At 46.5% G+C, this 18537-nt stretch carries 20 protein-coding genes and 1 tRNA gene; 10 read left to right on the top strand and 11 right to left on the bottom strand.

Annotated elements, in window-relative coordinates:
• Nucleotides 1-7: 7 nt before the first annotated feature.
• The 6 genes from HNQ56_RS22745 to HNQ56_RS22720 all read right to left on the bottom strand — a co-directional run bounded on the left by HNQ56_RS22745 (nt 8) and on the right by HNQ56_RS22720 (nt 6513).
• A complete protein-coding gene (locus HNQ56_RS22745; protein WP_429150671.1) occupies nt 8-1045 on the bottom strand; it encodes a carboxylesterase family protein in 1038 nt (345 codons plus the stop codon).
• 40 nt (nt 1046-1085) lie between these two features.
• Nucleotides 1086-2801: a type 2 periplasmic-binding domain-containing protein gene (locus tag HNQ56_RS22740; protein WP_429150669.1), complete on the bottom strand. Its 1716-nt coding sequence runs from the start codon at nt 2799-2801 to the stop codon at nt 1086-1088.
• 37 nt (nt 2802-2838) lie between these two features.
• The gene (locus HNQ56_RS22735) at nt 2839-3768 is read right to left on the bottom strand and encodes a carbohydrate ABC transporter permease (RefSeq protein WP_429150667.1); all 930 of its coding nucleotides are present in this window, start codon (nt 3766-3768) and stop codon (nt 2839-2841) included.
• Nucleotides 3769-3834: 66 nt separating this feature from the next.
• Nucleotides 3835-4785, bottom strand: a complete 951-nt coding sequence (locus tag HNQ56_RS22730; protein WP_429150665.1) for an ABC transporter permease — start codon at nt 4783-4785, stop codon at nt 3835-3837.
• A gap of 28 nt (nt 4786-4813) precedes the next feature.
• Nucleotides 4814-5140 (bottom strand): DUF4387 domain-containing protein, encoded by a 327-nt coding sequence (locus HNQ56_RS22725; protein WP_429150663.1) that lies wholly within the window; start codon nt 5138-5140, stop codon nt 4814-4816.
• Complete coding sequence (locus HNQ56_RS22720) at nt 5137-6513, bottom strand: acyclic terpene utilization AtuA family protein (protein ID WP_429150661.1); 1377 nt, start codon at nt 6511-6513, stop codon at nt 5137-5139. Before HNQ56_RS22720 ends, HNQ56_RS22725 begins: the two co-directional genes overlap by 4 nt.
• Nucleotides 6514-6810: 297 nt before the next feature.
• On the opposite strand from HNQ56_RS22720, the gene HNQ56_RS22715 reads away from it, so the two are divergent.
• The 3 genes from HNQ56_RS22715 to HNQ56_RS22705 all read left to right on the top strand — a co-directional run bounded on the left by HNQ56_RS22715 (nt 6811) and on the right by HNQ56_RS22705 (nt 9385).
• On the top strand, nt 6811-7461 hold the full coding sequence (locus HNQ56_RS22715; protein WP_429150659.1) for a FadR/GntR family transcriptional regulator: 651 nt from the start codon (nt 6811-6813) through the stop codon (nt 7459-7461).
• A gap of 49 nt (nt 7462-7510) precedes the next feature.
• Entirely contained in the window at nt 7511-8407 is an 897-nt protein-coding gene (locus HNQ56_RS22710) for a ribokinase (protein WP_429150657.1), read from the top strand.
• A gap of 93 nt (nt 8408-8500) precedes the next feature.
• Nucleotides 8501-9385 (top strand): hypothetical protein, encoded by an 885-nt coding sequence (locus HNQ56_RS22705; RefSeq protein WP_429150655.1) that lies wholly within the window; start codon nt 8501-8503, stop codon nt 9383-9385.
• 1 nt (nt 9386) lies between these two features.
• On the opposite strand, the gene HNQ56_RS22700 is transcribed toward HNQ56_RS22705, so the two are convergent.
• Nucleotides 9387-10808 carry a D-alanyl-D-alanine carboxypeptidase family protein gene (locus HNQ56_RS22700; RefSeq protein ID WP_429150653.1) on the bottom strand — a complete coding sequence of 474 codons (1422 nt, stop codon included), beginning with the start codon at nt 10806-10808 and terminating at the stop codon, nt 9387-9389.
• A gap of 130 nt (nt 10809-10938) precedes the next feature.
• Nucleotides 10939-11556: a flavodoxin family protein gene (locus HNQ56_RS22695; RefSeq protein WP_429150651.1), complete on the bottom strand. Its 618-nt coding sequence runs from the start codon at nt 11554-11556 to the stop codon at nt 10939-10941.
• 384 nt (nt 11557-11940) lie between these two features.
• Between HNQ56_RS22695 and trmB the strand changes: the two genes are divergently transcribed.
• The 4 genes from trmB to HNQ56_RS22675 all read left to right on the top strand — a co-directional run bounded on the left by trmB (nt 11941) and on the right by HNQ56_RS22675 (nt 13542).
• Nucleotides 11941-12600: a tRNA (guanosine(46)-N7)-methyltransferase TrmB gene (gene trmB, locus HNQ56_RS22690; protein ID WP_429150649.1), complete on the top strand. Its 660-nt coding sequence runs from the start codon at nt 11941-11943 to the stop codon at nt 12598-12600.
• A gap of 31 nt (nt 12601-12631) precedes the next feature.
• On the top strand, nt 12632-12775 hold the full coding sequence (locus HNQ56_RS22685; RefSeq protein WP_429150648.1) for a hypothetical protein: 144 nt from the start codon (nt 12632-12634) through the stop codon (nt 12773-12775).
• Nucleotides 12776-12952: 177 nt separating this feature from the next.
• On the top strand, nt 12953-13270 hold the full coding sequence (trxA, locus tag HNQ56_RS22680; protein ID WP_429150646.1) for a thioredoxin: 318 nt from the start codon (nt 12953-12955) through the stop codon (nt 13268-13270).
• Between the two features lie 199 nt (nt 13271-13469).
• Nucleotides 13470-13542, top strand: a tRNA-Lys gene (locus HNQ56_RS22675).
• A gap of 292 nt (nt 13543-13834) precedes the next feature.
• On the opposite strand, the gene HNQ56_RS22670 is transcribed toward HNQ56_RS22675, so the two are convergent.
• Nucleotides 13835-14113: an FtsX-like permease family protein gene (locus HNQ56_RS22670; protein ID WP_429150762.1), complete on the bottom strand. Its 279-nt coding sequence runs from the start codon at nt 14111-14113 to the stop codon at nt 13835-13837.
• A gap of 470 nt (nt 14114-14583) precedes the next feature.
• On the opposite strand from HNQ56_RS22670, the gene HNQ56_RS22665 reads away from it, so the two are divergent.
• Complete coding sequence (locus HNQ56_RS22665) at nt 14584-15543, top strand: collagen-like triple helix repeat-containing protein (RefSeq protein ID WP_429150644.1); 960 nt, start codon at nt 14584-14586, stop codon at nt 15541-15543.
• A 30-nt stretch (nt 15544-15573) separates the two neighbouring features.
• Here the strand turns inward: HNQ56_RS22665 and HNQ56_RS22660 are convergent, their stop codons facing one another.
• Nucleotides 15574-16239 (bottom strand): SDR family oxidoreductase, encoded by a 666-nt coding sequence (locus tag HNQ56_RS22660; RefSeq protein WP_429150761.1) that lies wholly within the window; start codon nt 16237-16239, stop codon nt 15574-15576.
• Between the two features lie 292 nt (nt 16240-16531).
• Nucleotides 16532-17071 carry an Ig-like domain-containing protein gene (locus HNQ56_RS22655; protein WP_429150642.1) on the bottom strand — a complete coding sequence of 180 codons (540 nt, stop codon included), beginning with the start codon at nt 17069-17071 and terminating at the stop codon, nt 16532-16534.
• A gap of 163 nt (nt 17072-17234) precedes the next feature.
• Between HNQ56_RS22655 and HNQ56_RS22650 the strand changes: the two genes are divergently transcribed.
• Nucleotides 17235-17579, top strand: coding sequence for a zinc ribbon domain-containing protein (locus HNQ56_RS22650; protein WP_429150641.1), 345 nt, complete (start codon nt 17235-17237; stop codon nt 17577-17579).
• 269 nt (nt 17580-17848) lie between these two features.
• On the top strand, nt 17849-18475 hold the full coding sequence (locus HNQ56_RS22645) for a hypothetical protein (RefSeq protein WP_429150640.1): 627 nt from the start codon (nt 17849-17851) through the stop codon (nt 18473-18475).
• The last annotated feature ends 62 nt before the right edge of the window (nt 18476-18537 follow it).

Raw genomic sequence — 18537 nt, 5'->3', positions numbered from 1 at the left:
TTTCTGTTTATTCCGCCTGTTTTCTGTTCTGCAGATTCTGAGCCAGGAGCCATTCATATAAATCCGGTCTGGCATAAGCCGTTGTCCAGGAGTCATGGGACAGATAGGGATATACGGTCAGCTTAAAGTATTCATGCTCCTGGCGGTACAGCTCCTCCACAATCCGGTTGACATTATCAAAGGAGACCGTATCATCCGCTGCACCGTGGAACATCCATATAGGCATGTCGAGTATTCCCGAAAAATCATAGGTATTGGTTCTTCCGCAGACAACAGCTGCCGCCGCGAAGGCATCCGGCATTGCCAGAGCCTGTTTCCAGGTGCATCTGCCGCCCATGGATAATCCGGTCAGGTACATCCGGTCCGTATCAATATGATACTTTTCGGCATTCTCCCATACAAAGGCCTCTAGCTTCGGCTCCTCCACATCGGTATCGGCCCAATGGGAAGCTGCCGGGCATTGGGGCGCGATCATAATCGCGTCAAGGCGCCCTGTTTCCTTGATATACTTTGGCACACCGTAGCTTAAAAGCTTTGTTAAGTCCTCGCCCTTTTCCCCGATGCCGTGGAAGAAGTAAATTACCGGCCATTTTGTTTCGGAATCCTGGGGGTCATATCCCTCCGGAAGATATAAGACATAGTTGTAATATTCACTATCCCCGTAGAGGAGCCGGAATACGCTGTTATCCGCCGGATGCTTTTCCTGCACATTCTCCCGGTTGCCGACCAGGGTTTCCATGGACAGCTTTGTGCTCCGGTAGGTGTATGTGATCTCCGTCAGCCGTCCCTTGATGTCTCCGGTCAGCGTCTTGGCCAGCTCCTGAAACTTTGGCCCCTTGGGAATTCTTCCGCTCTCCCGGTCCGGGAACAACTGGGTAAATGCATCCTCTGTTTCTTTTTGCTTCTGATCCGCAGTTGGCTCCGGCGCCGCTGATACCGTCAAATCCACCTTCTTATCTCCCTCCTCCGCTTTTTCCTTTGCACATCCGATTAATATGCCTGTGAAACAGAATAAGACAACAGCCATAATGATATGTTTTTTCACTTGCAACCTCCTGCATTGCGAAATTATTTCAGTAACCATCTCAGCGTTTTTCATGGATCTGGCGGTTAATCTGATCTTCCCAGGCTTCAATACCATAGGCATTGACCTTGGCCACGGTTTCATGATATAAAGCCTCGCATTTTTCCGCTGAATCTGCCATAATAATCAGATTGATCTGGTCCTTGATGATCGAGGCGCATTTTGCGCTGGCAATTGCGGCATCCGTTTCCGCTTCCATGATGATATCCACTTCCGAGAAATCTTCCCAGAAGGTACCCTTCCAATCCTCATGCCAGTTATAAACCGGATCCTTTTTTATGAGAGCATCCCTGGCATCGGTTCCTTCATCGGAAGAATAGTAGGGAGCATAGCGGGAGAAGGCCGACTGCCCGTCGCGGGTAAAGGTGGGGAAGTTAATAACTGAGTACAGGGAACGGATACCCCGGAGCTTGTTATAATCCGGGCTGGCGGACATCTTTTCGTCGATTTCAGGGGAAATATCCCGAAGTCCGTCTTCGTTTATAATGTAGTCCTCGTTCTGGATTCCCCATCCATGTAAAACCAGGCCCTCGTCAGAATACAGATACTCCAGCAATCTTGCGATCCGGTTGGCATAGGGGGAGCTTTTCATGATCATAAAGGCTTTGGAGCCGGTATAGGCGGAATTGTATTGATAGATCTGTTTCACGCCCTCCGCACGGAGCTGCTGGGGGATGTAGCTGATTTTATTGGTCTTTTCATTGGCTCCCAGCGCTTTATTAACCTCATAGATGGGATAATAATTTCCGATAAAGGAAAAGATTCTTGCTTTATTCATCTGCCTGACAAATTGGTCGTAGCTTTGTACGGTGGCATCCTCAAAGATATATCCCTCCCGGTATAGCTCATTGAGGTAAAGAAGCCATTCCAGCGAGTCCTCCGCTTTCAGGCCATAGGTATAATTCTCACCGTCCTTTGTAACATAAAGTCCGCCCTTATAATTACACTTATATCCATACATGGACAAACCGGCCCACAGGATATCTCCGGCGCTGTCCTTATCCATGGAGATGGCATAGAAGCCGTCTTCCGGAGAATACTGTGCGCGGAACGCGTCCAGCGCCTCACGGTAGGCATCGAAGGTTTTTATTTCCTTACCGTATATTTCATTGACCAGGGGATATTGTACATACAGGCAGCTGTGCCAGGGGAATTCCTCCTGGGCACGGTTGGGATTCGTCGCATCCTCCGGATGGATTTCTCCCTCCCGCAGAAGATCCGCATTTTCCGTAAGATAGAGAAGCCTTCCGTCCTCTTCCTTGAAAAGATCAATCAAGCCGGAGTTCATCTCATAAACCGCAGGTGCGTAGGTCTGAAGCAGCGGTGCCAGATCAATCATATCCCCGGTGTCCAGGTAGTCATAGAAGGTGCTGTCTCTCTTGATTACCAGTACATCCGGATATTCCCGGGATGCCATCAGCATCTGCAGCTGGTCGGATTCGATCCCCTGAATATTCACCGTGGTACCGGTGGCCTTTGCGATCTCAGCCAGTACGGCGCTGTCGCTGGGGGAAGGATCCTTCATGTCCGCAACCATAATCTGGATGGTGATGGGATTCTGCTGATCCAGCTTAATCAGCTCCTCCCAGGACATGGATTCTTCATTGTCATAGGTTACGCCGGCTTTCTTCGCAACCTTGCTGCATCCTGCCAGCAGCAGGACACTCATTGTGAGCATCAGGATAATCCATACCATACGCCCTCTTACTTTTTTCATCACATTCTCCTCCTAACATCTTTATTGCTGCCGGCTCCTATCCCTTCATGGAGCCTACCATGATTCCCTTCATGAAATACTTTTGCAGGAAGGGATAAACACAGATAATGGGAACAACGGTAACAATGGTGATTGCCATCCGGAGGGACAAGGGATCTGCCGTTACCGCTTCCCCATGGAAGATCTCAAACATGGTGGCACGGTCAATCATTTTCTCCCCCTCCGCTTTCTTAATCATCTCCATACAAATGTACTGCAGGGTTCTCAGCTTCGTATCGGTGGTGTAATACAGGGTGTCCTTATAGGAGTTCCATTGGGTTACTGCCGCGTATAATCCTACGGTTGCGTAAATCGGCTTTGATACGGGCATCAGAATGCGGAAAAATACCTTTAAATCATGGGCGCCGTCTACCTTGGCAGCCTCCAGGAGCTCCGCCGGCACGGACCGGAAATAGGTCCGGAACAGCACCACATACCATAGATTAATAATAAAAGGAATGATATAAACAAGGAAATTATTGTACAGCCCCAGATTTAAGTACAGCACATAGGTGGGGATCAACCCGCCGCCGCCAAAAAACATGGCGAAGAAGAATATGGCCTTGAGAGGCTTATAAATCAGGAAATCACTTCTGGTAAAGAGATAGGCAAACATGGAGGATACCAGTACGGTCAGGGAGGTTCCGATCACCGTTCTGGCTACGCTCACCAGAGTTGCCAGAAATAATTCACCCTCCTGGAAGATCAGCCGGTAGCTTTCTGTGGAGAAAACCCGCGGATAAAGCCAGACTCCGCCCAGCTCCGTATCCGCCGGGTGATTCAAGGATATGGCCAGCACATAGAGGAAAGGATACAGCATGGTAATTCCAACGACGGACAGAATAACTATGATAATGCCTTCAAAAACCATATCCCCCTTGCTCTTGACAGACCTGCTGTTATGACTTTTACCTTCTTTTCGTTTCATTTCTTACCTCATTTCTGCATATACAAAATCCGGTTTTTATCGCATAATCACTTGAAATGGTCCATGTTACCACAGAGAGAACTCGGTTGTTTTCTGTGCCAGCTTGTTGGTCAGATAGACCAGCAGGAAGCCCAGGACGGTTTGAATTAAGCTGACGGCGGTGGAATAGGAGTACATTCCCATGGATAATCCCATTTTATAAATGTAGGTTTCAATAACCTCCGCAACCCCGCTGGTGGTGGCATTCCCCAGCATATAGGAGGCATCGAAGCTGGCGGAGAACAGTCCGGACATGTTGGTAATCCAGAGCACCATCACCGTGGGCATCAGATTCGGAATGGTAATATAAAAGATTCTTCGTATTCTTCCGCATCCGTCAATGGACGCCGCCTCATACTGACCCTGATCGATTCCGGCCAAAGCGGCCAGATAGATGATGGCGCCCCATCCCACCTCTTTCCACACCCTGACAAAGGTTGCAAGGAGCCAGAACAGGGAGGGCTCCTGCCAGAACTTATAGGCGGTCTCCACCACACCCATGGATTTCAGAGCATCATTGACAGGTCCGTTGCCGCCCAGAAGGGTAAGGAAAATGTTAGCTACTACCACAAAGGATACAAAGTGGGGCAGATAGGTCAGTGTCTGGATGGTTCTCTTAAAGGCTTTATGGGACACCTCGTTAATCAGCAGGGCCAGGATGATAGGAAAGGTATTAATGGCGATCAGGTTCAGGGAGCTCATAGCCAGGGTGTTCCTGACGATCTTACCCAGATCCGGATCCGTAAAAAATTCCTTGAAATAATGCAGTCCTGCAAAATCGCTGCCCAGGATTCCCCGGGAGGGCTTATATTTTACAAAAGCCATTAGCCATCCGTATAAGGGCATATAGAAAAAGATTGCTATGTAGATCAGGCAGGGAATGGCGATCAGGAACAGGTACTTCTGGTTTTGTATGGTGAGGCGCAGGCCTTTTGCGGGTCTTGCTGCCTGCCGTTGTTTTTTCTCTTTACTGCGCAAATGGAATCCTCCTTTCTTCCCGGCTCAGTCAGCTCAAAATTGCTTCATCAAAGGAAATGGCCATCAAAGGCGCATGCTGCTGGGCTCCATAGACATCCCGGTCACCGGAGGTCCCGGAGGAGATCTCCCGGTTGAAGGTCACCTTAATTCCCAGGGCCTGATCAAAGAAAACCAGCTCCGTTATGTCCTCCTCCTTAATCTGATAAGCGGAGGCGATGCTTTCCCTGGAGATCAGCCGGGCTTTTTTCACCGCCTCATAATCCTTTTCCGAAGAAAAAAGGATATCCAGGGTAATGGAGAAGGGGCCCGCATTTTTACTGCGAATGATTTTGGCGATATCATATAAGCGTTTCATTGCCGCTCCCCCTTTTCATAGGCCAGATATGTAATGGGAAAGATGGACTTTCCGTCGGGTATTTTCATCAGATGGTATACGGAAAATTCATAGACCGGTCCGAAGGAAATATCACTGGGGGCAAAGGGAAAGGCCAGATTTCCCGCGGTAGTCTTTCTTCCCTCGTAATCACAGTGCAGGAAGGTGGAACGCATACAGGCGCAGATGGCATCTGCAATCTCCTGGGTCCGGGCCAGAGCTTCAAAAACCACACAGACCTCATGACCGCGGAAGGTCTCCGGCTCCCGGCTTCCCATCACACCATTGATTCCGTAATTATAGTAATTCATCCGGTATTCCTCTTCCGGAATTTCCTTTAGATAGTGAACCACGCTTTGCTTGACCTTTGCTTCGATTTCATCCAGGCGGGAAATCAGCAAGGGATCCCGGATGGCTCCGATGACAAAAGTGCGGTATGCAACCTGTCTTGCGCCCTCCAGCTTCACCTTATACGGTTCATCGGGTATAAACAGGCTTCCCCGTACCCGGACGGTCTCTTCATCCTCCTGGGTAAAGGTACATCCGGTTAAATCCAGGGTGAAGCCGGGCCCATGCAGGATGCATGGATTCTCTTTCTCATAGAAGGTATGGGCCGCGACACTGGTGACATTACAGCGGCGCACCGGATTTAACGCGCGGACAGTGAAGGAATCTTCATATAATATTCCCAGGATACAGTCCTTTGTGGTGCCGGGCTCGGCGCATAAGGCCCCGCATTCCAGAACCTTTCCCATATGGTAGCTCAGCCCCGGATCAAATCCCCCCCGGATGCCCACCGCGGCAAAGATGGACGGATCATAGGCTCTTCCGCATACAATGATATCCGTGCCCTGATTAAGCGCTTCGATAATGGGTTCGTGGCCCATCTGGGCTACGATGGGATCCGTTGTGTCCACAATCTCCTCCGTCAGTTCCGGAATATTGGTTCCCATGGGGTAGATATCATGGATTTGGATTGCTTTCTTAACCAAATTCCCATCCACATCCGCGTGGATGACGGCCAGCCTGGCACAGATGGTTTCTTCTCTCAGAATCTCCTCTATAATATCCATGGTCCATTGTACATGTATCTTTGCGCCGGCGCCGCCGACGGAGCCGATAATGACAGGAATATGATGTTTGATTCCATTTATGATAAGGATGGACAAATCCTTCTTGGCGGCCATTCTGCTTACAATGCTGACACCCGCACCCAGCTTGTGGGGGCCGGCATCCGTGGAACCTGCATCGACCACGATTGCATCCGGATTCATGGCCATGCCATTGAAAAAGGATTCCTCCGGAAAGCCATATCCCAGTATTCCACAGGGAGATAAAATGCTACATTTCTTCACTTTTACACCAGCCTTTTGTATTTTAGTCTATTTGTTTAACAATTGCATTGTATCACTCCGGGATAGCCCTGTCAATATAAATTTATGTTGGTTTTGTACACTATTTATTTCAAATTTATTTTTATGTTGTTGATTATTTAATATTATTGGAAAGGAATGTACAAGCTTTCCTTCCGGATAGGTCTTATATTATCCTTGACAAAAATATGTAATGATTGTATGATCTAATTGTTAAACAAGAGTGGAAGAATGCTTATTTAGGAAGGAACGAAGGTTAATATGAAATTTCCTGCAATAGTGAATGAACGACTATCGGACAAGGTTGTCAATGTGATAACGGAACAGATTAAATCGGGACAGCTAAAACCCGGTGACAAGCTTCCCAGCGAGCCGGATCTGGCCAATGCCCTGCAGGTAAGCCGTGGTATCCTGCGGGAAGCGCTGACCACCCTTCAGGCCAGAAATATTATCTACCGGAAGCCCAAGGAAGGTACCTTTATCAAAACAGGCGCCCCGGACCTTTTGAATGAGAGCTGGGCCATCTCAATGAAGCAGGCCACCTATCTGGACCTGATTGAGGTGCGGGAATGCATGGAAAAAAGAATCGTGGAGAAGGTCATTGACCTGGCGACAGAGGAACAGATCAATGAACTTTATGATTTGATTCAGACAGAGACTACAGCAGAGATGGAGCATTCCGCCGACTATTATTTTCATTACCGGCTGGCTGAATTCTCACAGAATACCATCTTTGTCAGCTTTATTGATACTTATTATGATATTTTCAATGAAATCACATCGATTTCATCCAGAAAGAATCTGCGCAAGGAAAGCATCAATCAGGAGCATCTGGCCATTGTCAATGCCATCAAGGCCAGGGATAAACGGGAGGCAAAGGCCAGCATCCGTTATCATTTGAATATGGTGAAGGAATCTCTGAAGCCTTAATACTTGGGAAAGAGCAGCTTATGGCATCGATACGGGAAGAGAGGATAAAATGCGGATATTGAATTTTGGGTCATTAAATCTGGATCATGTATACTCGGTAGATCATTTTGTAAACCCTGGGGAGACCATCTCCTCCCATAAGCTGGAGATCCATTGCGGAGGAAAGGGTCTGAATCATTCCATCGCTCTTGCAAAAGCAGGACTTACGGTACACCATGCGGGGAAAATCGGCTCCGACGGCAGAAGTTTATTAGAATTCCTGGAGGACTACGGGGTAAATACCGACCATATACAGATCTCCAAATTACGAACCGGCTGTGCAATCATACAAGTGGATAAAAACGGCCAGAATGCCATTCTGTTGTACGGAGGGGCCAACCATGATATGGATGAATCCCTGATCCGCTCTGTCATAGGCGGTTTTGATAAGGGGGACTATCTTCTGCTGCAGAATGAAATCAATCACCTGGGCTTGATCATGGAACAGGCTCATAAGATCGGAATGAAAATCATATTTAACCCATCCCCGGCAGATGACCTTCTGAAGGAATTACCCCTGGAATATGTATCCCTCTTTCTTATTAATGAGATAGAAGGGGAGATCATAAGCGGATATCAGGAGCCGGAGGCTATCCTGGAGGAAATTCGCCGCAGATACCCGGAAAGCGGGGTTTTGCTGACCATGGGAGAAAAGGGAGCGTATTATCAGGACGGGGAGGGAACCTGGCGATGCAATAGCTTCAAGGCAGAGGCGGTTGATACCACTGCTGCCGGTGATACCTTTACCGGTTATTTTCTGGCCGGTTTACTCAATAACCTGCCCATGGAACAGACTCTGAGGCAGGCCTCTATGGCTGCGTCCATTGCGGTATCCAGAGCGGGTGCCGCCGTATCCATCCCTTATCGAAGAGAAGTCCTGAAGCGGTTGAGCGAAGAAGCTCTGTAGAGGGTATACAAAAAATTTAGCCCCGGAAGTAAACTCTTTTAAAAAAAATGACGATATATAGTAAAATTGGACTATTTTGGGGGCGCATGGAAAATGAAGAGATTAGGGACTACTTTTTTTTGCTTATTTTTTCTGGGGGCAGTTGTAACAGAGGCGTATTTTATTCAGAGAGGCAACGGGGATTATATCAGTGTAATCGGAATAGGAATTGTATTGATGATTTCCGGATATCTCCTTCTGGATTCTATCCGCAGTAAGCTGGCAGAACAGGGAAAGAGTATAAGGAATTATTTGGACGGGATGTACCGGGAAGAGATCCGGCGAAGAGAGGAACAGCTGACGGAGCTGATTCATATTCAGAAGGCAGCCTATGGGATGACCAAGAAGAATATGACGGCAATAACGGCCCAGCTGGAGGAAATGCAAAAGCGGGTAGAGACGCTGGAGCTGCTGCAAAGAAAAGAGCTGGAAGGTCAGAAAAACATTCTTAATATGGAAATCAATCATAATAAGATGAATACCAAACAGCTGATAAAAGCGGTGAAGGAGACCGGAGATCAGACAGAGACAAGGGAATTGCTTCAAAGAATTGCAGAGAGCATCTCTTCCCTGCAAAGGATCTCTTACCAGGGTGATATGCAGGAGAAGCAAAAGATAGGGGAATACACACAGGCTCAGGAGGAGACGGCTGCCATTGCATATGAAGGCTGGCTGTCAGAAGAGCCTGCAGCCGCGGAGGAAATGGCTGCGAAAGAATCGATTGCGGAAGGCTGGGATGATTGGGAAGAAAAAAACCCGGAGACCGCTGCATCCATTCAGGAGAAAACGGAATCCGGGAAAGAGGAAGAAGCCGCAGGAGCAGGCGAAATCATGACGGAACAGGCCTCGGCAGCGGAAAGCGCCTCCTTACATGGCGATCCCAATAAAGCGTTGTCCGCGGATGAAATAGCCCAGCTGTTTGCTTCCTTTGGCCAATAGTCTACAAATTCAGAAAATCATCATCCCGGTATGCTTTGCGGCGTGCGCGCTTCTTATAATAAGCGCTTCTGCGTTTGAGCCGGGGACGTTCCACCAGGATAAAATAGGCTACAACGATTAATACAAACAGCCCTATGATACCTCCGAGAATAATCGGGCGAAGGCTTTTCTCAGCCTTCTCCGGCACGGGATCCTCAGGGGAGGAAGTAGGGTGGTTTTCTTCGGCAGGGGGTGGACTCTGGGCCAGCCGGAGTGATTCCGTACTGTGATACAGGATGTCCGCTCCGCCCACATATTTCCCCTGATAGGTATAGGAAATCTTCCCGATGACTTTATTAGAGTCCGGGTCCGCAGTCTGTTCCGAGGGAGGATAGAAGGTAATCTCCTTGACGGCATCCGGTGCAAAAGCGCTGTTTGGTAAAATCAAATATCCGTTTTTATCTGTAATGATGGGAGAGGCCGTCTTGCTCAACAGGGGATTATACCGGGTGAACATGGGGGATTCATCCAATACCTGGGCTGTCTCCTGATCTCCGATGGGGTAAACGGAGAAGTTATCAAAGCCAAAATCAAATAATTTCTGGGTATCGGTATACTGATGCGCGCTGGTATCATCCCTCATAATGACGCAGATTAATTCCAGATTCCCGCGCTTGGCTACGGATACCAAAGTATATTTAGATTTGGAGGTGTAGCCTGTCTTGCCCCCGATGCAGTCATCGTAATGGTAGGTCTGCTTCAGGATGAATTTATGATGGTTAGCGCAGTACCTGGTCTCAGACTGGATATTAGTGGGGGGAATCCGATAGGTCCTGGTTCCGAAAATCTTGCGGAAGGTTTCATTTTTCATAGCTTCCCTGGTGATCAGGGCCATATCATAAGCGGAAGTATAATGATTCTCATTATGAAGGCCATGAGAGTTGACAAAATTCGTATTTTTGCAGCCCAGATCCCGGGCGCGCTCCGTCATCATCCTGGCGAATTCATCCATGGTGCCGCCCACATGCTCGGCCATGGCATAAGCTACCTCATTGGCGGATTCCAGAAGAAGGGCATAGAGGCATTGCTGCATGGTAAGCTGTTCGCCCACATCAATTCCGATGCGGCTGCTGTCCACATCGATATCAAAAACAGATTTTTTTGAAAAGGTAACGATATCGCCCAGGTTGGAATTCTCAATGGCCAGCAGGGCCGTCATAATCTTGGTAATACTGGCGGGGTAATGAACCTCGTCCATGTTCTTCTCATAAAGGATAAGTCCGGTGGAGGCCTCCATTACAATTGCAGATTCTGCAAAAACCTGGGGCCCTTCCGGCCAGCTTTTGCCGGCTTCTACGGAAGAAGCCTTCGCAGAAGCTGCAAAGAACAAGGGTGACAGAAATATAAGAATTAAGCTCGTAAGAGCAGTTATTTGCCGTTTCATAAAAACCTCCTGGAGTAACGTGGATTTATCACAGGGACGAATTTCAGCGGGCGTGAACCCGGAGCTTTCATACGATAGCAGATAATATTTTACTATAAGGGATGTCCGGTGTAAATATCAAAGCGGATGTTTAGCGTATGAAATTAGTCCACTTTCTTGAAACTGGGTCAGGTTCAGGAAGAACAGCCTTGCTGTAATCCTTGATCTTTAACATCCAGGACATATTATTGGCCAAATTCCTCAGCACGCTCATGCCCTCATCGTCCTGGGTCACCTCGCCGGGAGCTCCGCCGTGGATCACATTCCAATAGTAGGAGGGAGCGATGAGCATCTCTGAGATCAGAAAATAGTTGTTCAGCTGATCAAAGGTGGTGATACCGCCGCTGCGGCGGGGAACCGCGATAGAGGCGCCGATTTTTAAGCGCAGCCGACCGTGGTTGGGGTAGAATAACCGATCGAGGAAGCTTTTCATGGTGCCGGCAATGCCGGCGTAGTAGACGGGGCTTCCCAATAGGATGCCGTCGGAAGCATATATTTTATCCACCAGTGCACGAAGTTCCTCGTCGGAGAAGACACAATAGCCTCCCCGGCAGCGGTTACAGCCGATACATCCCTTTATCTCCAGATTGCCCACATGAAGAATCTCCGTTTCGATCTCCTGCTTCTCCAGCTCATCACATACGGTTTTTAATGCGGTATAAGTATTTCCTCTTGGTCTGGGGCTTCCGTTAATTGCGACTACCTTCATTCTTCCGTTCTCCTTTCATGCGGATTATTCCCTAATATCACAATCCATAGTATACAATGTCTGTCGACATTATAGCATGAACACAAGTGTTCACGCTAGGTACTGCGTGCCATGATGCGCACGCCCGCTGGTCGGCGCAGTATAATGTCTGTCGACATTATAGCATGAACACAGGTGTTCACGCTAGGCACTGCGTGCCATGATGCGCACGCCCGCTGGTCGGCGCAGTATAATGTCTGTCGACATTATACTATATGAGCCAGTGTTTTCAAAGGAGTTTTTTTACCGAAAGGAACAATTGACGAAGCGGTAGATTACTTTTATAATAGGAGACGCGAAGGACTCCGTATCATTCGCAGTATTTCATCAGAATGGAGAAGGAACATGAGACTTAGGAATATAAGAGGTTCGAGAGAAATGGTTGCGGCCAATGAGGCGGTAGTCCATGAACCGGAGCGGCAAAAGGGCCGGTGGAAAAGTCTCTTTGGCAATGACCGCCCGCTGCATGTGGAAATTGGTATGGGAAAAGGAAAATTTATTATGGAGCTTGCTGCGGCCAATCCCCAGATTAATTATATCGGTATTGAGAAATATTCCAGCGTATTGCTTCGGGCCCTGGAGAAAAGGGCGGAGATGGAGCTGCCGAATCTGTATTTTATACGCTTCGACGCGGAATATCTGGGTGAGATCTTTGACAGGGAGGAGATAGACCGGATCTATCTGAATTTTTCCGATCCCTGGCCGAAGGACCGCCATGCGAAGCGCAGGCTGACCAGCAGAGAGTTCCTGGCCAAATACGACCGTTGCCTGAAGCAAGAAGGAGAAGTGATCTTTAAGACGGATAATCGTATGCTTTTTGATTTTTCTGTGGAAGAGGCGGCGGCCGCGGGATGGAAGCTGAAGGAAGTCACTTATGATCTGCATCACAGTGAGTATGTGGAAGGAAATATCATGACGGAATATGAGGAGCGTTTTTCTGCCGAGGGGAATCCAATTCACAGATTGGTGGCTTACCGGGGGATTAATTCTGCCGATGGTTCATAGAATGTTATAAATAAGCAGGCAGGGTGATGCTATGAGCAAGGGCTGGAGGTCCCAGGTTGCTAAGGTTACCGGAACCAATCCGAAGATCGACCGGAAGATTCTCAGAATAAAGAAGTCCTGGGATGAAGTGGCGGGCATATTGAATAAAGGTACCAAGAAGAAAAAGAAAAAGTAGCCTTTCATACTTGTTTTTTTGTAGATACTGATATAATATATCCTTGTAACCACATAATAATAGCAATTGTTGAGATACTAGTTAATTATAGGATGAATTCTTAACCGGAAGGCTGGGAAAGCAGCGCTGTATACCAGGACAAAGACACCGGCTGAGATAAGGAATGGAGGAAAACAAATGGCATTTCAATTTACAGATGCGAATTTTCAAAAAGAGGCATTAGAGTCAGATATTCCGGTATTGGTGGATTTTTATGCCGATTGGTGCGGTCCCTGCAAGATGGTTGCGCCGATTGTAGCTGAATTGGCTGATGAATATAAGGGAACCTTCAAGATTGGAAAGCTGAATGTGGATCAGGAGCAGGCGACTGCGGAAAAGTATCGTATCATGACAATTCCCACGCTGATGTTCATTAAGAACGGCGAGCCGGTGGATAAAATCATCGGGCTGGTGTCGAAGCAGGAACTTCAGGCAAAGCTGGATGCTCACAAATAAGATGATAATCGGTGTAAATGGGAAGAAAAGCTTGTGGAATCAACAATTTTCTTCCCATTTCATCGAAGGTTGCAAGGGATTTGACAGCAGTTTTTTGATTTTTTAAAAAAAATAAAAAAAACACTTGCAATTTGTTTCTGGATTATATATAATAACACTTGCGTCCGGTGATGAAGACAAAACAAGGACAAGCACATGAGCATCTCTAGCTCAGTTGGTAGAGCACCTGACTCTTAATCAGGGTGTCCAGGGTTCGAGCCCCTGGAGATGCACTTACAAAGTATCTATTTTGCAGACATAGGAGCTGTGGGGTAGGTGCTTTTTTCTTGTCCTGGTTTTGGTAAGTCGATAGTCGCTCAAACCCATATAAAATCTGGACTTCTTGAGAGTTTGTTCCGTAGTAAAAAATGAAATTTATTATTCCGCCACAACAACGTTTTTTTTATTTCCGTTGGGCGGCAATGTATTATTTATGTTGATGTAACCTATAACTGCTTTTTGCAGCTGAATCGAGCTGCAATATAGTAAACGCCGTACAAAAGCATGAAGAATATGATTGAAATACTAATTGTCTGAAAAATCCAAAGTTTTATTTTCAAAAATTGGGAAACTATACATGCCATACTCGCTATGCTGCATATTATTTGCCACAGATACTATAAGGCTAACACCAATGATTATTGCAGGAAGAATCGGGAGAACGAATAATATAAATAGTTGGCGTGTTCCGAGCTTTAATATTTGCTTCTCTGTCATTCCCAACTGGCTTAATATGTTACTCTGTTGCTTTTTCTTGTCGTAGTCGCTTAGAACTTGCGTCGCAAGTATAGCCGCGCCTACTATTCTCGTGTTAAGTATTTTTTAAATTTATTAAGCGATTCATGAATTGAAAAAAGGGCCCATCGCAATGGACGGGCCCGGGGGAGCTAAAACTAATTTCCAAGATTACAGTATTTTAAAATCTGATTTAACAAATCATTGAAATTGCATGAGCTAAATTTAAAACACATAATGTCTGCCTCCTTATGAAGATTACTATCTCTTAGGAACAATTGAATTGTAACATATGCGTAACACAAATGTAATATTTAAATGATGGTTATCCGGTTATCATATGGACGTACTTGAAGATTAAGGAAAAGGAGCGTATCGTATGCCGGCCCTAATGTCAATGATACGGGGTTAATGACGAATATAGAGTTTTTATGTAACAATATGGCGATGTCGCTCATAGTATGTTATTGAACTAAGTTATAAAAGAAGTTATAGTAAGACATCTGTTTATTTAGAGAGGAAGTGTATTTAATATGTCTATGCCTAATTTTCCGGCAATCAGCCCGCCGATTACAAGGGAGGATGCTGTGAATCAGATATTATCCTCTATTGCCATGGAGGAACTGGCTTTAAGCCATATCATCAATGCAGAGGGGGAGAAGCTCCAGTATGTACTGGGAACCCTGCCCGGTATCAGCGGACCGCCGGCAACTGTGGAGGACATACTTGCGGCCAATGATAGCGTAAGATCAATGTTGGATACGATTGGCCAGAATCAACTGCTGTGTAAGAATAAGATGCAGAGTGCGCTGGCAACCTCAGAACAGGGAATTACCGGTCCTACCGGAGCAACTGGTCCTGCTGGAATAGCTGGTCTTACGGGAGCCACCGGTCCCACTGGCCCGACGGGCGATACTGGGGCTACGGGTACAATGGCGGACAGCACAGGATGCTTTGCCATCAGGCAGCTGGCTAATCTGCTGGAGCAGATAGCGGTCCTATATCCCGCTACTACCATGACCTTGTTTGTAGACCAACTGGCTACGTTGTCAGGGGTAGCTATTGGAGTATATACTGCTCCCAGCGCCGATGAGCCGGGACTGTTAATCATACAGAACGGCTCGGATTACGGATATGTATCGTTAAGCAGAATCGCCGCGATATATCTTGGTGCGGGTTCGGTGTATGATCCGGGCATCGCCTATCTGACGCCTCCCGATCCCTACTCTCCAGGCTGTGATACGGACTATATCCTTGCTGTACAGTCATCCATGTCGGTAGGGGATCAGATTTCCTTTGGTGCCGCAACAAATACCACCGGAAGCGGTGAGGTGTATATCAATGAACCGGGTATACTGGTGCTCAGTGACGGATTGGGGAATACCCCCATATTTATATTCACCCCTCAGATAAGGTATATGGTTAAGGATTCACTACCGTTGGCCAGAATACCGGGCGAAAGGAAAACGGTTAAAAAGGTCACGATCCAAAACGGTTGAGATTGATTGGTCTCAAACACCGGCTCATTATTATTTCCAATATTTCTTGACTCCGCCGTCACTTGCTATGATTTGTCCTGTTATCCATTTCGCGTAAGAACTATGTAAAAAAAGCACCAAATCGGCGGCATCGTCAGGCGTTCCCCAACGCCCTGACGGAAAGCGCTTTGCCATATCATCGTATGCATCGCCAAAACAATAACCCGTGTCGTTCGGCCCGGGGTTTATGCAATTAACCTGGATGTTTCTATCTCCAAGCAAGTATGACGATTGACGGCATAAGCAAATAATAGCTTCTTTCGATATACAATAAGCGATTTCATTTGGCATAGGACTTAAATACTGACCGCTTGTAAAAAGTGTAATTGCGTTGTCCTTCGAGGTATCAATTTGATTAACAAACGATTGAATCATCATCATGGAGGCGCGAACATTTACAAGCAGATGAGAGTCTATGTCCTTTGCTGTCCATTGGCCGATTTCGCTCCACATAGAATAAGCATGGTTTAAAACTAAGCCATCAAGCCCACCTAATTTTTGAAGGGCTTCCGCTACAACTTGTTCTGCGTTCCCTTCTTTTTCTAAATCCGATGATGTGAGTGATGTTACATTAAGTCCCGAACTACTTAAATTTTTTGCTATTTCTTCCGTGCCGTTTTTGGCGTTTCCGCCTTGGTATTTCCCATTATCTCCAATATGTTTGTCAAAAGCGGCGTATATACCGCGTCATTTCTTGTGGCTGCAGCCACCTGCGTGATTGCGCTGGTTTTGGTGCTGCTGCAAAAAACGGTAAGGGGTTGAAAAAAATAAAACCCGGTGTCAGGCACCGCCATAACCCATGGTAGTTGTAGTCGCAAAAGCCCACAATTCATTTTGAGTGATAGAAGAGCTGGGGCGGAGGTAAAACGGAAGGCCTGTGATTTTGTGATTCAGATAATTTTGTAGGAACCCCTATAGAGACCCCGGTCATTGCTGGCCGGGGTCATAATTATTTTGGAGGATTGCAAACGCTGCAAGGCGTGTACATGGATTTTGCAGAAGATAGATCAATGGATATCTTGCTTTTGTTCAGATACCGACAGCCGCTCCTATGATATTTTGAACCGGTTTTAGTTACATATACGGTAATGCTCTTTTCATTCTGTTTTTCGTCTGAGGATACCGTCTTAGTGGGAGTTGGTGTTGGGGCCGGGCTGGGCGAAGGAGCAGCTACTGCGTTATCGGCATTACTGTCCACAACCGTCACGGTACAGGAGTACTTTTTCTTGTTGACAGTAGCGGTAACCGTAGCTTGTCCCGGTGATTTTGCAGTAATTTCCCCATTGCTGCTAACAGATGCAACCGTCTTTTTACTCGTGCTCCAGGCTGCTTTGTCATCTGTACCGCTTAACTTCAGAACAAGTGTTGAGTCGACCTCCATGGTAGCCTTTGCCTTGCTGATTTTAATTGTGGCAGCACCTGCTGATATAGGCATGGATAAAGACAGGCACATGACAAATATTAATAATGATGATACAATTCTCTTCATGATCTCCCTCCTTAAGATATATCACTATTACAACACTTACCATTATAACAAATAATTGGAGGTATATCTATCATAAATCACTATCTGGTGCCTGACACCTGAATTGACAGTTGGAAGAAAGCGGACTATTATTTAATTAAATACATAGATAGGGGGAAGGTACATGGCTATTATTGAATGCCCTGAATGTGGCGCAAGCATATCCGATAAAGCGACGAACTGTATAAAATGCGGTTATCCATTAAGCAGTAATAGTAAAGTTATTATTTATGGGTATACACAAGTATTTGTAATCAATCCGAGCGTAGAAATACGAATCAATGGAGAATTTGTTGGGGATTTAGCAAGGGATAACGTGCTGGAGGTACCAATCAGTGAAGATGTCAGGATAGATTTTAAATGTGGACTGCGCAAAAATTATATTATGGCAGAAGCGGGAAAGATTACAAAGATAAAAATAACATGGAACAGAATTACGGGGCAACTCGTACCCAAAATACTTGATTAAGGCGACAGATTATTGTTGAACTACCAATGTTCATTATTTATATGCACATCATTATCGGTACTATACTTCTAGAGCTTTATATATAAGGCACTTCAAATCGTCTCCTGTTTAAAATAAAACGATCCGGTCAAGATATCTCCCTAAAGAAATAAGGGGTTTTAGCCGATGATATAGATAACGGAAAGTTTCTATTCATTACATATACGAAAATATACGGGCACAAGGATGAAGGATAGATTAATTAATACAAATCATAAGGAGAGATTATTATGGCAGGGATATCTAATATTTTCGGCAACCAATATAATACCAACCGCAATTCAGGTTTATTTTCAAACACGTCGGGCGCCAATTCTCCCATGAGCGGCATCAATTTATCGGATTATGCCAGCATCAGGAGCGGAAGCTATCAGAGGCTGCTGAAGGCTTATTATTCCAAGCAGGATGTGAAAAAGGAGGACGGGTCCTCGGCCCCGGCTTCCGGTGATACGGCGCAGAGCCTTGCTCTTACCAGGAGCAGCGCGGATGCTCTTAAGAAATCCGCGGACGCTTTGAACACGGCATCTCTTTGGGAAAAGAAAAGGATAACGGCGAAGGGCGAGGATGGAAAGGAAACCGTTACCGAGGATTATGACTGGGCCGCTATTACCAAGGCGGTGAAAAGCTTTGTTAAGGATTACAACGACATGGTGGAGCAGGCGGGAGATTCCGATACGAAGGGCGTTCTCAGACATGCGGCCTGGATGACCGGCATGACGAAGGAAAATGCTAAGCTGCTCTCTGAGGCAGGGATTACCGTTGGCAAGGACAATAAGCTGGAATTGGATGAGAATGATTTAAAGAAGGCCAATATCAGCACCTTAAAATTCTTTAGGTTAGAATCGATGATGGTGTAAACGAAAAAGCAGCTTTTGCTTGCCAGTAACTGCCCTTTCGTTTACATCATTTTCGATTTGAC

Origin of the sequence: Anaerotaenia torta (genome assembly GCF_050433395.1) — a bacterium.
GTDB classification, from domain to species: Bacteria; Bacillota; Clostridia; order Lachnospirales; family Lachnospiraceae; genus Mobilitalea; species Mobilitalea torta.
This window is presented reverse-complemented; position numbering and strand designations above follow the sequence as displayed.